Source organism: Pontibacter sp. HSC-14F20 (assembly GCF_019599265.1).
GTDB lineage: Bacteria > Bacteroidota > Bacteroidia > Cytophagales > Hymenobacteraceae > Pontibacter.
The window spans coordinates 14,091-30,256 of the sequence record NZ_JAHZTC010000020.1; the positions used below are offsets into that span (position 1 = coordinate 14,091).

Sequence of the window (16,166 nt, forward strand, 5' to 3'; positions counted from 1 at the left end):
TTAAAGTTGTGGTTCCTGTAAAAGATCAATAAACTCAATTGAGGAGTACTCCATCCCGTGCACGATATTGTCGATTTTAGACACCAGGTAGTTGTACCCAACATAGGCAGGCAGACCGATAATAAGACCGGTAGCCGTAGTTACCATCGCCTGGTAAATACCAGCAGATAGCAATTGCGGGCTGATGGTACCCTCGGCCTGAGCAATAGCAATGAAAGCCTGAATCATACCTGTTACCGTACCAAGGAAGCCCAGCATAGGCGCTGCACCTGCAATGGTTGCCAGTGAAGCCAGGTTACGCTCGAGCTTGCTGATTTCGATCTTACCAACGTTCTCAATAGAAGTCTCAATGTTTTTAAGCGGATTACCGATGCGGCTCACTCCTTTGCCCAACATTCTGGCTACCGGCGTGTTGGTCTGAGCACACAGCATGCGGGCTCCGTTAATGTCGCCAGCCAATACCATGCTCTTTATGCGGTCACTGAAACCATCCGGGTTTTTGGCGGCCTTCATAAGGGTCAGGTAGCGCTCGAAGAAAATGTAAACGGCAGCCAGCGACAAAAGCAGCAGCGGGATCATGGCCCAGCCACCTGCCATCGCCAGGTCCATTAAGGAAACTGAGTTTTCCGCTGTTTCTGCTCCATCCATCAACATAGAAGTCGTGTCAGCAGGAGTCGTTGTAATTTGTAAGAAGAGAGATGTCATGTTAATTATTATAAACCCAAATATTTTCTCCGAATGATTTTCTGTAAGTGTTCATAGCAGCCTGCGCCTCTTCTGCCGTGGCAAAGTCGGCCACAGAAACTTTGAAAAGCCTGCTGCCTTTGCCAGGCTCCAGAACTTTAGATTCGTGGCCAAATTCCGCTATCTCCTGACGACTAAACTCCGCGTTCAACATGCGGGCATAACCACCTGTAATAATATAAAAACGGCCATCTTTATCGCTTACTGTAGTAGTGGTCGGAGCTGGTGCTGCTACTTCTTCAATTGTGTCCTCGCTATTAATAACAGATTCATCTGCAGTAAATTGAGCATCCTGTTTAAAAGCATTACCAGAAGTACCATCTAAAGAGACCGCGCCTTCCTCTATACCTGACTCTGTTGCATCGAATGCCCCCAGAGCAGCAGACTGTCCTAGTGTAGCTTCTTGCTGAACAGGTATAGCAGCAGTGGCCATCTTTTCATCAACAGCTTGCTTGTCGCCGTTTATGAGCGAGATGGGATTCAGGCTGCTGAGATTATAATCCGTTTGAAGGGAAAGCATGTAAAGAGCCGTTCCGACCAGACCTGTCAGGGCCAAGCCTGCCGCTACGTGGTAGGCGCGTTTCAGGCGGGCTTTAAAAGGCTTCCTGGCAGGTGCAGGCTCCGCTAGCTGGCGCTCCTTGATCAGGGTACGAAGCACAGCCGGCTCTTCATGACGAATCGGTCGTGCGACAATCTCGGGCAGGCCGAAGCTTGCCTCTAATAAGTTATCACCTTCTGTGTAATCAAATACCAGCTTTTGTTCGTGGTTGTATTTGAACACGCCGATATCAGTCAATTCATACCGTTGCTCGCTATCGAGGCGGGTTCTTACCTCATGCACAAAAGAGATAACCAGTTGTCTGGCCTCTTCTTTTGTAGTATTGTTGGCATAGGCGATGGTACTGATAAGCAGCCCATCGTTTAGTACCAGCTTCTCGTTGAAAGCAATTTTTTTGGACGGCGGCACCAACGTGTGCTTCACCGGGTTAATCCGGGCAGGCACATAGCGCGTAATCAACCCGCCAAAATCAGGTATGATCACGCAGTCGTGATTATAGAGCAGGTGCTTGATGTGCTTTTCTACCATAGGCACTTAGAATGAATAAGAGACGCCTCCTATCAGGTTGATACTTTTGTTCGGGTAATTTACAAACCTTTCGTACTTCTGCGCAAACAAATTATTCACCATCAGGAAAGTTGTGAATCTGTTGGAGAATCTGTAGTCCGCCTTCAGGTTCAGGTCAACGATCGAATCGGTTTCCCGCAGCCCAAATGTGCCGTCTGGTCGGTGAATGCGCCCGAAAGAACTCCCAATATAGTAAAGTTCTGAATTAAAGAGAATCTTATCATAGAAGTTGTAGGTGGCAAAAACGCTTGCCATCAACTCTGGTCGGTGAAACGGCTGCTCTAAGCTGGCAGTGCTATACTTATTATAATCAGCCTTTAATCCAATGCGCAGCTCGTCAGAATAATTAAAGGTAGCTTCTCCATAAATATTCAAAACATTTGTTACGCCGTCATCATACAACAGGTCAAACTTGGATGAGTCGCTTGCCAAGTTGTTATAGAAGTACATATTGCGGAAATTCTGGTAAGCTACGCGTCCTGTCAGGTGCACGAAGTTGGCAATGTTAGCCTGCATACCACCGTATACCTCCAGTCCTTTGTTCTGGTCTGCTACTCTTACATTCGGTGCCAGGTATGGATTCTCCTGTGTCAGCTGATATAAAGTAACTCTTTGCAAGTCGCCACCTATACCTGCGTAAATCAGCAGGTTATCCTTAATTGGCTCTACTCCTACCCGTACTGTTGGGTATACATTGAACTTGCGCGCATCGTTCACAGTGTCGCCGGTATAGGCAACGTTAGCACCGATTGTCAGGCGAATGGCATTCAGTTGGCGCTCGTACTGCGGATGCAGTTTAAACAAGGTACGGCTGACAGAAGCAGAATCTTTATGCGACACCAGTGAGAGGTCTGCGTCCACTTTGAAAGCGGATACATCATCCAGGCCATACTCGGTGTTGAGCCTGGCGGCGATGTTCGTCTCCCGCATGTCGTATCGGTCGTTCAGGTAATTTACGTTCAAACCTGCTCTGAACAGGAGCGGCATACCAGCGCCATGGTTGTGCATGTACCCTTCGGCATTCACGCGGTTAAACACCTGGCTAGCAGTTACGCGATCTTCGTTCTCCGGCATGGTATACCCGTAAAAGTGGTACTTGTCGCGACCATAGCCTAGTTTACCACCCAGGGTAAGGCCCTGCATGTACGTTTCGCCATTCAGGTTGATCGCCGAATTGGTCACAGCAGAATTCTTGCCGTCCACCGGTCCTCTGGCAGAGGTGATATGGCTGACATCTGCTCCGTAAGAAGCCACGTTGCTACGCTTGTTATGGAAGTAGCCTTTCAGGTATAGCGTACCGTAGTTGCCTATACCTGCTTTTACATAGTTACCATACAGCTTGGTGAGCTCGTCCTGTTTGATGGTGAGCACACGCATCTGCAGGTCCACATCCTGACCTTCGAGGCGGTAATCGTTGAAACGGTAGCGTACATTGCGCTCACCCGGCTCCGGAGTAACCACCGCAAATTTCTGGTAGTTACGTGATGCTCTTGGCAGCTCAATCTTGCGATCCTTCTCCACCACTACTTCCGCATCCTGCAGTTTAGCACCTTCGCCCCAGCCTGTTGTCTGAGCCTGGGCGCTGTTCAGGAAGTTAAACCCGGCACAAAGCACAATCGCTGCTATGGAAGCTTTTTTCAATCTATTCTTCATGTTGATGTTTCTCTTCAGCTTGATCTGATGCATTATCTTTTTCTTCCCCCCACTGTGTCAGCTGGAGCAGTGCTCGGCGCGCCACCCAGTTTGGCCAGCTTCTGTTTCGCCTCAGCCACTATCTCAGGCACCGGTGAGTGCTCAATAATAGAGTTGAGTGTGGAAGTAGCCTGGAAGGTTTCGTTCTGCGCCACGTAGTTGTCAGCAATGATCAGGAAAGACTTCCCTAGCCAGAAATCATAGCTGGAGAACTTAGTGTTAAAGTCAAAGGCGACATCAATGGACTCCGCATATTTTTTCTGCTTGTAGAGAATCTCAGCTACCAGGTAATGTGCTTCCGCTCCATTTTCATCTGTTGCTGACGAAGCCGCTTCTCGCAGCTCTTTCAAAGCCTGGTCCAGATTGCCTTCGGCGTAGGTTGCTTTGCCTTTGTACAGCTGCGCCGTATTGAAGACATAAAGCGCCGCATTGCCCTGACTGATCAGCTCGTTGGCAATGCGCTTCGATGCAGCATAGTCATTCGACAGGAAGTGACTCTTCATCAAACCTGTCAAGGCTGTTTGCTGCTCCCGACGGTTTGTAGCTGTGTCGCGCAGACGGCTGTAATATTTGATCGCCTCTTCGTAGTTCTTGTTCTCAAACTCAGCATCCGCCACCTTCTGGATCGCGCGGTTCACGTACTCACTCTTGTTTTCCGCTACAACAGCTTTCATCAGTTGCAGCCCTTGCTCTATCTGGTTCACCCGTAAGTAAGAATCCGCCAGGAAATAGTTGGCATCGCTCACATAAGGACTGTTCGGATAAGTCTTCAGATAATTCTCAAGTTTAGCGACTGCTTGATCGTATTTCTCATTGAAATAAAGCGTTTTAGATGCTTCAAATTCAATACTTTCTAGAGCGTTGCTTTCCGGGTTTGCCGTTCTGAATTTCTCTGCGTAGGTATCAAATTCACCGCTTCGGTTCTGGGTAGCCAGTACCTCTTGCAGACTATAAAGTGAACCACTGGCAGAACGCGAGTTCGGGAATTCGTCGAGTACCCGCTTGTAATCAGCGGCGGCTTCGGCGTTACGGCCCAGGTTTGCATAAGCTATACCTCGCTTCTCAAGCGCATTCGGCACCAGGCGGCTTTGCGGCCTGCCCTGTATGAGCGCCGTGAAACCAGATACAGCTGACTGGTAGTTGCCAGACTCAAACTCGATGATGGCACGCTGGTACATGGCAGGTTCCACATAGCGTGACTTCTGGTACTGGCTGTACACGGTCTGAAGATTCTGCTTCGCTGCTTCTTTGTTTCCCATCAAACTCAGCACAATCCCTTTCTGGAAGTATACATAGTCTTTGTCATTGGAATTTGAAGCCAGTACTTTATCGTAGAGCGCCAAGGCAGGTGCATACTGCTTGTTCACATAATGCAGGTCAGCCAGTCGCATCATGGCATCGAAGTGGTTCGGGTCACTTGTGCTCGTACCATCTACATAAGCCTTGAAGTGCGGCATCGCTTTATCATACTCCTTGCTGTTGTAGTATGCATAGCCAATACCGTAGCGCGACTTCATATAATACTCCGACTTGCGGGCTTCGCTGTTACGGAATACAGCCGCATAACTGTTAATGGCATCCACGTAACGCTGTCCCATGGAGTAAGCCTCTCCTTTTACAAAGTGGCTGGCCGCCGTGATCTCCTTGTCGTAAGGGTACTGCAGCGATTTGTCCAGCATGGAAACTGCCGTCGGGAATTTGCCTTCATTATAGAGATTCACACCGTACAGGTGCGTCATACGCTGATATGTCTCCAGTATCTTATAGCTCTTGTCCGGCATATTCTCGATGTGACGGATCGCCTCAGAGTAGTTATTGGAGTTGAAGTATGCTTCTGTCAGTAGATTGTCAACATCGGCGGCATGCTCGGACTTAGGAAACTCCTGGTTAAAATTTTGCAGTGAGTTGAATACGTCACGGAAATTACCGAGCTCGTAGCTTACCTGTGCAAACTTTACGGTAGCCGCTTCTGTGATCGTTTTGTCCTTGTCATTCTTACGTGCCTGGTCGAAAGCTGTAAGCGCATACTGCTTGTTGTCCTCACGCAAATAACTCATACCTAAGTAATAAGCTGCGTTCTGACCAAGTGCATCCTTTTTACTGGCTACTTCCTTAAAGTTGGCAATTGCATTTTTATAGTTACCGTTCTTATAATCGGTATAGGCGATCTTGTATTGGATCACCGGATCAAGCTTTCGCTTTCCCTGCGCATACTGGTTAAAGTACTCCTCGGCTTTTTTATACTCGGCACGCTGGTAATAGGCATCCCCTACTAACAGCGCAATTTCGTCTGCCTGCTGTACTTTTGGTGTTTTGGCCAAAGCCGCCTCGCCATAGCGGATCACCTCATAAATATCCAGCTCCTTGTAGAGAATCTCCGTGATCATGTAAGGCACGATCTGAGCGTAAGCCTCATTCTTCTCGGCAATCAGCAGGTCGGCTTTCGCTGCGTCATAATCACCCTCACGGTAAGCGATATAACCGGCGTAATAGTTAGACGCATAGGCAAAGCGGTGTTCGTCTTCTCTAAAGCCAGTCGTCTTGTTCTTATCAAACCAGATCTTGGCATTTTTGAAGTCTTTGCTGGCGAAATAAGAATAACCCAGCTTGAACTCCAGTTCCTTGTTTTGCTTGATACTCAAAAGATGCGTCGGGGCACTCTCCAGCTTCTCTACCGCCTTTTTGTAGTCCTTATTCTCAAAATAGAAAAGACCCAGTTCGTAATTAGCCAGGGCAGTTTTTGGGTGGGTCGGAAATTTGTGGGTGAAGTTAAGGATTAGTTGCTCCGCATCTGGGTGCAGCAGGTAAAGCCCGCTCAGGGCATAATAATACTGCGCATCCGCTGTCTTGGCATCGTCTCCAATCAGGTTGATGTACTTGCGGAAGGCTTCCTGAGCTGCTCCGTACTTGGCTCGGTCAAACAACTCCACGCCTTCATGGTAGTGCTTGTCTTTTGCGGTGAACACCTGTGTGTGCTGGGCCACCGCCATGTGGCTTCCTCCAGCCAAAACCGATGCCAGCGCTACTTTATAGGCTATCTTCATATGTATCTTACTGCTCGCTTGAGAGCTATTCTTATGGCTTATTCTTATAAAACAGGTATAGGCGCCCGTTGACGCCATGCCTGAAAGGCAAACTCAAAGTTAATTAAAAATCGATAACCGCACGAACCACAGGTGATAAACATCCGGCCCTGAAGCCAGTGAACACCTCACACCTTTATACAATGCCGCAGCAGTAGCAAATATTGTGCAGTTCAAATGAAATTGTGCTTATTGATAGGGCAAAGTTCTCGGAACCGGGTGTAGCACCTTGAAAACCAGTTCTTTTAAAATATCCGATTCACTCATGTCTCCGCCGCTTATACCCTTCACCTGCAGGTCTGCTACCCGGATATGGTGAAGGATGTCGACCACGCGCACGAGCGGAAACACGCGCAGCGCCTGCATGTACTCCTTTACCAGAAAGCCCCGGTTGCCCAGGCTCTTCCGCACGCCCGGCTCTGATTTATCAGCAGACTGATGCAGGGTCAAAAGCTTGGTAAAAAACGTAAAGAGCAGGCTGAGGTTAGGTATGAGCGGGTTGTTTTTAGGGTTTGCTTCAAAGTACTGGATGATCCGGTTGGCCTTAAGCACATCCTGGGCAATGAGCGCCGACTGCAACTCAAAAATGTTGTACTCCTTGCTGATGCCAACATTCTCCTGCACTACCTGCTCGTCTATCGCCTGCCCGGGCTGCAGGTTAATCAGCAGTTTGTCAATCTCGTTAGCCTGCCGCGACAAGTCAGCTCCAATAAATTCGCTCAGTAGCAGCACGGCTTTGGGACTAATCTGTACGCCTTTGCTTTTCACATAACCCGTAATCCAGGCTGGAATCTGGTTGTCATACAACTTTTTGGTAGTCAGGAGAACGGCATGCTTCTGCACAGTTTTACCTAACGCTTTGCGCCCATCCAGGGTCTTGTGCTTGTGACAAAATACGAGGATGGTAGAGGGCAGCGGATTTTGCAGGTAGGCTTCCAGCTGTTTCATCCCTTCTTCCCGCTCCAGGTCCACAATGCTTTGTGCCTCTTTCACGATCACAACCTGCCGCTCGGCCATCATCGGGAAACGCTTGGCCTGCAACAGCACCGTAGCCACGTCTACATCCTTGCCATATACCACCACCTGGTTAAATCCCTTTTCGTGCTCCTGCAGTGCGTTTGCTTCGATATAGTCTGCTATCTGGTCAATGTAAAAAGGCTCCTCTCCCTGCAGGAAATACACAGGAGCAAACTGCTTTTTCTTTAATTGTTCCAATATGCCCTCAGGGGTTTGCGACATGGTGCTGATCAGGTATAAATTAGTGGCGATTCAGGTATACAGAGATCAAATATACAGGTATCTGCGCTGCAAATGAAACCCGGAAAGGGCAAAAATGAATAAACTTACAAGACTACAATCCTCTCCCATCTATTGATCCTAATAGAAAGGAAAGACAGTACATACCTAGGTATACCCCTGATTTTTAGCTATACCCGGGATTGATAACGACATGCCAGTTCAGGAGCTTTATAAAAAGAACAGGCACTATTCAGCTGTCAGCAATTAGTGAAAGCAACAGGAAAAGTGCTACAGATTGTACCTGCCCAATTTGTGGTTTTAAGCATTTGCACTATAACCACTATGCCCTATCCACAACATCCTATACCTTCAACTAAAGCAAGATGTAATAGTCGACATATGATTATCTACCACTAAACTAAAGCAAGTATAGGTATAGCAGATAACATTAAGTATAAACCCTATTAAAAACCTGATGCAGGTATGGGCAATCTTTAGATTGCTGACTGAAGCTGCTCATTTCGGGCAAATCCAAAAACCAGTCATTAGCCGATTCCGATTTAACGATTCGTCTTCTGCTTATGAGCTATCCTATACCTGGCCTTTATGTAAGGGATTTAGTGACCGAGAATATGCCAACTCTTTTTTATCTTTGCTCTGAACTGACGAATTTAGGTTTACATGAATCTGATAGACGAATTACGATGGAGAGGCATGCTCCATGATTTCATGCCTGGTACAGAAGAACAACTCGCTTCCGGCATGACAACCGGCTACATTGGCTTTGACCCAACCGCTTCCTCGCTACACATCGGCAACCTGGCAACCATTATGCTGCTGGTGCACCTGCAGCGGGCCGGGCATAAACCCATCGCGCTGGTAGGCGGAGCCACCGGCATGATCGGCGACCCTTCGGGCAAGTCAGCTGAGCGAAACCTACTCGACGAAGCAAGTCTACTGGCCAACCAGGCAGGTATACGCAAGCAACTGGAGAAGTTTCTGGACTTCAACTGTGGCGAAAACGCAGCCGAGATCGTGAACAACTACGACTGGTTTAAAGAATTCAGTTTCCTGGGCTTCCTCCGCGAGGTAGGCAAGCACCTGACCGTAAATTATATGATGGCCAAAGATTCGGTGAAAAAGCGCATCAGCGCCGACGAAGATGGCAACCGCGCCGAAGGCCTGTCTTTTACCGAGTTCTCTTATCAGCTCATTCAGGGGTACGACTTCTACCATCTGTATAAGAACAAAAACGTGCGTCTGCAGATGGGCGCCTCCGACCAGTGGGGTAACATCACAACCGGCACCGAACTGATCCGCCGCATGGACGATGGCAAAGCCTTCGCTCTGGTGGGCAAACTGGTGACGAAATCGGATGGTACAAAATTTGGCAAGTCTGAGGGTGGTAACGTGTGGCTCGACCCGGCCTTTACCTCCCCTTATAAATTCTACCAGTTCTGGCTGAACCTTTCGGATGAAGAGGCTGAAAAGCTGATCAAGGTATACACTCTGTTGCCTCAGAGCGAAATTGAGCGTTTAACTGAAGAGCACAAACAAGCGCCGCATTTGCGTGTATTGCAAAAAGCCCTGGCTAAAGATGTTACAATTCGCGTGCATTCAGAAGAAGATTACAAATCAGCAGTCGATGCCTCTGAAATTTTATTTGGAAAAGGCGATTTAGAGACCTTAAAAGGCTTAAAAGAGGATGTTTTGCTATCTGTATTCGAGGGAGTGCCGCAAATAGAAGTAAGCAAAGCCATTTACGAAGAAGCAGCCACAGTAAGCGATCTGCTTTCTGAAGTAACAGGAGGCCAGATATTCGAATCGAAGGGCGAGGCCAAGCGCATGATTAAAAATGGAGGCGTGAGTATTAACCGCCAGAAGATCGTAGGTACAGAAGATCCTGTGAACTACGAACTGCTGCAGAACAAATACCTGGTGGTTCAAAAAGGAAAGAAAAATTATTACCTGGTTTCTGTTAACTAACTAAAGTACAACCGTTTACAAACAAAAAAGGTGGTCTTTGCAGACCACCTTTTTTGTTTCATTTGTGCTTTAAGAAGCTTATTTCTTCTCTGGAGTGCTGTTTTTCATGTCCTGAACTTCCTTACGGATGTCCTGCGCCATGTTTTTCAGGTCTTGCATACCTTTACGTACACGTGTACCAGCAGCTGCATTGTTCTTGTCGTAGAATTTTTCGAAGTCAGCTTCAAGAGACATTACAAGGTCCTTGAGTTTGCTAAAGTTGTTGTTCATTTGAGGTGTTTATTATAGTGAAACATTTGTTATTACTGCTCCAATATACACATTAAATGATAACATGCAAAGATTAGCAAACTTTAATATATGCCTCTAAAGCAAATTAAACAGATACTGTGGACTTTGAGTATAGGCCTTTATCTAGTTTTTGTGCAATCTTTTCAAAAGCGTCGATTGTCTCTTTCACGTCACCCAGGGTATGCACCGCCGTTGGGATCAGACGAAGCATGATCACATCTTTCGGTACAACCGGATAAACCACGATAGAGCAGAAAATGTTGTAGTTTTCGCGAAGATCGAGTGTCAGCTGGGTAGCATCCGGAATCTGACCGTTCAGGAACACAGGCGTAACAGGTGACTCAGTTGTACCGATATTGAAGCCTTTTTCGCGAAGACCTGTCTGCAGGGCGTTTACTACTTCCCACAGATTGTCTTTCAGTTCTGGCTTGGTGCGCAGCAGTTCCAGGCGTTTGATAGCACCCACTGTAAGCGGCATTGGCAAAGACTTGGCGAAGATCTGTGAACGCATGTTATAGCGCAGGTACTCGACCACTTGTTCGTCGGCGGCTACAAAGGCACCAATGCTGGCCATAGATTTGGCGAAAGTAGAGAAGTATACGTCAATGCCGTCCTGCACACCCAAGTGCTCACCTGTACCGGCACCGGTCTTGCCCATTGTACCAAAACCATGCGCATCGTCTACCATCAGTCTGAACTGGAATTTGTTCTTCAGTTCTACCACTTCTTTCAGTTTGCCCAGGTTACCCGACATACCGAATACACCTTCTGTAATCACCAGTATGGCTCCACCTGTATTCTCAGCCCAACGCGTAGCGCGCTCCAGCTGCTTTTCGAGGCTGGCCATATCGTTATGCCCATAAACAAAGCGTTTACCCTGGTGCAGGCGCACACCGTCAATGATACAAGCGTGGGACTCTGCATCGTACACGATCACATCGTGGCGGTCTACCAGCGCATCGATAATCGATACTACTCCCTGATAACCGAAGTTCAGCAACAGCGCATCAGGCTTCTGCACAAATTCAGCCAGATCAGACTCCAGTTTCTCGTGCAGGTTTGAGTTACCAGACATAATACGGGCACCCATCGGGTAAGCCATGCCCCACTCTGCAGCGGCTTCAGCATCTGCTTTGCGCACTTCCGGGTGGTTAGCCAGACCCAGGTAGTTGTTAAGGCTCCAGGTAAGTACTTCCTTGCCCCTGAACTTCATGCGCGGAGCGATCTCCCCTTCAAGCTTTGGAAACGTGAAATAGCCATGCGCATAATGTGAGTGGCTGCCTAACGGACCTCTGTTGGTCAACAACTTTTCAAATAAATCCACCTTGTGTTTAATTAAGTTTCGGGATAATTTAAGGTTCTGATATAGTCAGTTATACTATATTTTCAGTTCTGAGTATAATGCCTGCAAATTTATGATTTTATAGATTCATAAACAATTTCTAATACTCCTCCCTCCCCTTTTTCGGCAGCTCATTTTTAAGTTTGCCTGTTATACTGTTTCTTTGAAGAAAAATAAAGCTTAGCTGCAGCATGAGAAAAATCAACAAGATACTGGTAGCCAACCGCGGTGAAATCGCCCTGCGTGTCATGCGCACTGCCAAAGAAATGGGTATTAGTACGGTAGCTGTCTACAGCGAGGCCGACCGCAACGCCCTGCATGTGCGCTACGCTGACGAGGCTGTTTGCGTAGGTGGTCCCAAGTCAAATGAATCTTACCTGCGGGGCGATGTGATCCTCGACGTTTGCAAACGTCTGCAAGTAGATGCGATTCACCCAGGCTATGGCTTCCTTTCTGAGAATGCTAATTTTGCCCGTCAGGTGCAGGAGGCTGGCCTGATCTTCATCGGTCCTTCCCCGGAGGCCATCGAGCTAATGGGTAGCAAGCTGGCTGCCAAGGCAGCTGTTGCCAAGTATAAGATCCCCATGGTACCAGGTACTGAAGAAGCCATTACTGATGTGGAAGAAGCGAAAGTGATTGCCTCTAACGTTGGCTTCCCGATCCTGATCAAGGCAAGCGCCGGTGGCGGTGGTAAAGGTATGCGCGTGGTAGAAAGCGTGGAAGTGTTCGAAGAGCAGATGAAGCTGGCTGTCAGCGAGGCGACTTCTGCCTTTGGCGACGGCTCGGTTTTCATCGAAAAATATATCGGTTCTCCCCGCCACATCGAAATACAGGTACTGGGCGATACGCACGGCAATATCGTGCATTTGTTTGAGCGTGAGTGTTCTATCCAGCGCCGTCACCAGAAAGTGATCGAGGAAGCACCTTCTGCAGTTTTAACTCCTGAACTCCGTGATGAAATGGGCCGCTGCGCTGTAGACGTAGCCAAAGCCTGTGATTATGTAGGTGCTGGCACAGTGGAGTTTCTGGTTGATGAGAACCTGAACTTCTATTTCCTCGAAATGAACACCCGCCTGCAGGTAGAGCACCCGGTAACAGAACAAATCACCGGCCTGGACCTGGTGAAAGAGCAAATCCTGATCGCGGAGGGCAATCCGCTCAACTTCCGACAGGAGGACCTAACCATAAACGGACATGCGCTGGAACTTCGGGTATACGCCGAAGACCCGACAAATAACTTTTTGCCTGATATCGGCCGCCTCGAAACTTATGTTCGTCCACAGGGTTTAGGCGTGCGCGTAGACGATGGCTTTGAGCAAGGTATGGATATTCCCATCTACTATGACCCGATGATCGCAAAACTGGTAACGTTCGGTAAAGATCGCCAGGAAGCCATCGAGAAAATGCTGCGGGCAATTGATGAGTACAAGATCACAGGTATAGAAACCACGCTTCCTTTCGGCAAATTTGTGCTGCAGCACGAGGCCTTTGTATCCGGCAACTTCGACACGAAATTTATTGACCGTTACTTTACGCCAAGTGTACTGGAGGCAAAACCAACTGCAGATGCTGAAGAAATTTCGGCTGTACTGGCGGCTATGTTGCTAGGAAATAATAAGCCCAAAGCAAGTACAACGGGTCCAGACACACAGAACGGAACAGCTTCTAACTGGCGCAATAACAGAACAAGATAAGGTATAGCCTACGCTTATAAGAACAGAAGAGGCCGGTCAATTGACCGGCCTCTTCTGTTCTTATAAGCGTATTTAAAAGATTAAATCAAATCAAACAGGTTGCGAACCCCTACTTGCTTGGCAGAAGTAAAGCCCTCCCCAAAGGTTACCCCAATGGCATGCCCATAGTCACGGGCCCTTGCTTCAATAAAATCCAGAAACTCAGGTGATGAAATATAGGTGTTTGGAGAAGTATCATCAGGGTTATAAAACTGAGTTCGGAATGCCCGGATGGTTTCGATTTTCTTCTCCCAATAAGGAGTCACATCCATCACGAAGTCAGGCTGAATGTAACGGTCCTGTATAAAATTGTAGGTTGCCTTCGGGCGCCACGCCTGCTGCTCCAAACCATCATCTCCAAGGGTCTTGATCATCTTGAGTCCGGCCAGGAAACAGGCCTCCGCGACTACTGCCGCACCCCGTCCGTGATCCGGATGCCGGTCGTGCAGAGCGTTCATTAATACGATATCCGGCTGGTACTGCCGCACTTTGCGCACAATCTGCAATTGATGCTCTTTGTCATTGGTGAAAAAGCCATCTGCAAAACCCAGATTATCACGCACCGAAAGCCCCATAATTCTGGCAGCTTCTTCTGCTTCTGCTACACGCTCAGCAGGTGTGCCCCGTGTCCCGAGTTCACCGCGTGTCAGATCTACCACGCCTGCCTTTTTACCGGCGGCGATGTGGGCTATAAGCGTGCCGGCACAACCAAGTTCTACATCATCCGGGTGTGAGGCAAAGGCAAGTATATCTAACTTCATCATTAATTGCTTACTTATCTTACTCGGAGCGAACGCCCAACCTTCAGGGTAGTACGCGTGCTAATCCCGTTCAGTTTAGTGATCTGGCTAACAGAAACACCATAGCGTTTCGCTATACCTGACAACGTGTCACCGCTCCGCACCTTATGATAGGTTGATTTGCGGGAACCACTGCTTTTACTCTTCGATTTGTTGTAATAATTGAATAAGGCAGAAGTAATGACAAAGCTCTGGCCTTTGAGCAAATAGTCCGGGAAGTCATACATCAGCTCCGGATCAAGCGGATTGCCCTGGTAGCGTACTTCGTAGTGCAGGTGCGGCCCTGAACTGCGGCCGGTGCTGCCACCTAAGCCAATTACTTCGCCAGCTTTCACAAACTGGCCGGTTTCCGCTATGGTTTTACTCATGTGGCCATAAAGCGTCTCCAGGCCGTTGTAGTGACGTAAAACGATGTAGTTACCATAACCGCCGCCATCCCACTTATTGATGCGCACCACTCCGTCAAAAGCGGCATAAATAGAGTCGCCGGTGTTAAGGTTGATGTCTGTGCCGTAATGCCAGCGATACCCTCTGTGTCCGAAACGACTTGTTACCAGCGTCTTCTCCAGCGGCATTTTATAATCGCGCTTAACTCTCGGATCATACAGCGTTATATCCACTGTGTCTTTCAGCTGACGGCCATCCATACGGTAGGGATTGATATTTCGCGTATCCCAAATGGCGTAGTAACCAGCAATCTTGATCCAGGTAGAATCGATCAACACTTCTTCCGATACTTCTACAATATGTTGCTCGCCTAAATCAAGTTCTGAAGTGTCTTCGCTGACAATGGAAAGCTCTTTCTTTGGATTGAAGAAAATCGACTTCCCAGCATCCGACTCATCCTCCGGAAACTCTTCGTACTTAATCAGAATGGTGGTATCAGGCCGTACATAATCAATCTTTGGCGACTTCACCTTAAAAAGATCTTTGACCTTACCCTGAGCAAAGGCACTGTCTGTCCCGGAAATGAGACAGAGCAAAAAGAGTGCAATCGTAAGGGGTGCTTTATACTTTAGCATTATATTGAATCTTAGGCGGCGCAGTTTTATGAAGCTCAATGTCGCAAAATTAACTACAGCAACGCCATTTTATTGTGGTCATCTCCTGTCTGATCAAAAAAGTTTGTAACGGACAGGTATAACTCATTGGTGTTTTTTAGTGCAAATCCTGTGCAGCCAGATAACGCTCGGCATCAAGTGCGGCCATACAACCTGAACCGGCTGCCGTTACAGCCTGACGGTACGTAAAGTCCTGCACGTCGCCACAGGCAAACACCCCATCAATGTTGGTCTTGCTGGAGCCAGGTATGGTTCGGATATAGCCATTTTCGTCCAGGTTCAGGTAATCAGCAAAAATATCGGAGTTCGGCTTATGACCGATAGCCACGAAAAAGCCTTTCACAGGAATTTCACGCAACTCATCGGTGAGCACATTGCGCACGCGCACCGCATCCACTACATCATCACCCAGTATCTCGTCCGTGACAGAATTCCAGAGAATTTCGATGTTCTTGGTTTTTTTAACACGCTCCTGCATGATGGTGGAGGCACGCATCTCATCGCGGCGAACGATCATGTATACCTTGCTGCAGATGTTGGAAAGATAAGTCGCTTCTTCAGCGGCCGTATCACCGGCGCCTACAATTGCCACATCCTGCCCACGGTAAAAGAAACCATCGCAAACAGCGCAGGCGCTTACTCCGTTGCCATTCAGGCGGGCCTCCGACTCCATACCTAACCACTTGGCCGATGCGCCGGTAGAGATGATCACTGTATGCGCTTCAATTACCTTCTGGTCATCGATAGTTACTTTATGCGGCTGAGAAGAAAAGTCCACTGCTGTCGCAATGCCATACCTTACATCTGTTCCAAAACGCTCTGCCTGACGCTTGAAATCCTCCATCATTTGTGGACCATTGATGCCGTCCGGATAACCGGGATAATTCTCCACATCATTGGTAATGGTGAGCTGACCACCGGGCTGCAGTCCCTGGTATAGCACAGGGGTAAGTCCGGCACGGGAAGCATAGATAGCTGCTGTATACCCAGCGGGGCCTGAGCCGATGATCAGGCATTTTACTTTTTCTATTTCCATGTCTATGTGAGGCTTATTCGAAATTGGTTGCAA

General features: G+C 48.1%; 12 protein-coding genes. 2 read left to right on the top strand and 10 right to left on the bottom strand.

Annotated elements, in window-relative coordinates; genetic code table 11:
• The 5 genes from K3G39_RS17060 to holA form a co-directional block, all read right to left on the bottom strand.
• A complete protein-coding gene (locus K3G39_RS17060) occupies positions 1-654 on the bottom strand; it encodes a MotA/TolQ/ExbB proton channel family protein (protein ID WP_220627432.1) in 654 nt (217 codons plus the stop codon).
• A gap of 52 nt (positions 655-706) precedes the next feature.
• Positions 707-1,831, bottom strand: coding sequence for an SPOR domain-containing protein (locus K3G39_RS17065; protein WP_255594446.1), 1,125 nt, complete (start codon positions 1,829-1,831; stop codon positions 707-709).
• Positions 1,832-1,837: 6 nt separating this feature from the next.
• Positions 1,838-3,523, bottom strand: coding sequence for a hypothetical protein (locus K3G39_RS17070; protein ID WP_220627389.1), 1,686 nt, complete (start codon positions 3,521-3,523; stop codon positions 1,838-1,840).
• 32 nt (positions 3,524-3,555) lie between these two features.
• Positions 3,556-6,606, bottom strand: coding sequence for a tetratricopeptide repeat protein (locus K3G39_RS17075; protein WP_220627390.1), 3,051 nt, complete (start codon positions 6,604-6,606; stop codon positions 3,556-3,558).
• A gap of 228 nt (positions 6,607-6,834) precedes the next feature.
• The gene (gene holA, locus K3G39_RS17080; protein ID WP_220627391.1) at positions 6,835-7,884 is read right to left on the bottom strand and encodes a DNA polymerase III subunit delta; all 1,050 of its coding nucleotides are present in this window, start codon (positions 7,882-7,884) and stop codon (positions 6,835-6,837) included.
• Between the two features lie 681 nt (positions 7,885-8,565).
• Between holA and tyrS the strand changes: the two genes are divergently transcribed.
• Positions 8,566-9,870, top strand: a complete 1,305-nt coding sequence (tyrS, locus tag K3G39_RS17085; RefSeq protein ID WP_220627392.1) for a tyrosine--tRNA ligase — start codon at positions 8,566-8,568, stop codon at positions 9,868-9,870.
• Positions 9,871-9,948: 78 nt separating this feature from the next.
• On the opposite strand, the gene K3G39_RS17090 is transcribed toward tyrS, so the two are convergent.
• Together K3G39_RS17090 and K3G39_RS17095 are read right to left on the bottom strand one after the other, a co-directional pair.
• On the bottom strand, positions 9,949-10,140 hold the full coding sequence (locus tag K3G39_RS17090; protein WP_116543523.1) for a histone H1: 192 nt from the start codon (positions 10,138-10,140) through the stop codon (positions 9,949-9,951).
• A gap of 106 nt (positions 10,141-10,246) precedes the next feature.
• On the bottom strand, positions 10,247-11,485 hold the full coding sequence (locus K3G39_RS17095; protein WP_220627393.1) for a pyridoxal phosphate-dependent aminotransferase family protein: 1,239 nt from the start codon (positions 11,483-11,485) through the stop codon (positions 10,247-10,249).
• 209 nt (positions 11,486-11,694) lie between these two features.
• Here K3G39_RS17095 and accC point away from each other — a divergent pair, with 209 nt between their 5' ends.
• On the top strand, positions 11,695-13,197 hold the full coding sequence (gene accC / locus K3G39_RS17100) for an acetyl-CoA carboxylase biotin carboxylase subunit (protein WP_220627394.1): 1,503 nt from the start codon (positions 11,695-11,697) through the stop codon (positions 13,195-13,197).
• An 80-nt stretch (positions 13,198-13,277) separates the two neighbouring features.
• Here the strand turns inward: accC and bshB1 are convergent, their stop codons facing one another.
• The 3 genes from bshB1 to trxB all read right to left on the bottom strand — a co-directional run bounded on the left by bshB1 (position 13,278) and on the right by trxB (position 16,133).
• Entirely contained in the window at positions 13,278-13,997 is a 720-nt protein-coding gene (gene bshB1 / locus K3G39_RS17105; protein ID WP_220627433.1) for a bacillithiol biosynthesis deacetylase BshB1, read from the bottom strand.
• A gap of 14 nt (positions 13,998-14,011) precedes the next feature.
• Entirely contained in the window at positions 14,012-14,953 is a 942-nt protein-coding gene (locus K3G39_RS17110; RefSeq protein WP_370627276.1) for a peptidoglycan DD-metalloendopeptidase family protein, read from the bottom strand.
• Between the two features lie 241 nt (positions 14,954-15,194).
• On the bottom strand, positions 15,195-16,133 hold the full coding sequence (gene trxB, locus K3G39_RS17115; RefSeq protein WP_220627396.1) for a thioredoxin-disulfide reductase: 939 nt from the start codon (positions 16,131-16,133) through the stop codon (positions 15,195-15,197).
• Positions 16,134-16,166 lie beyond the last annotated feature (33 nt).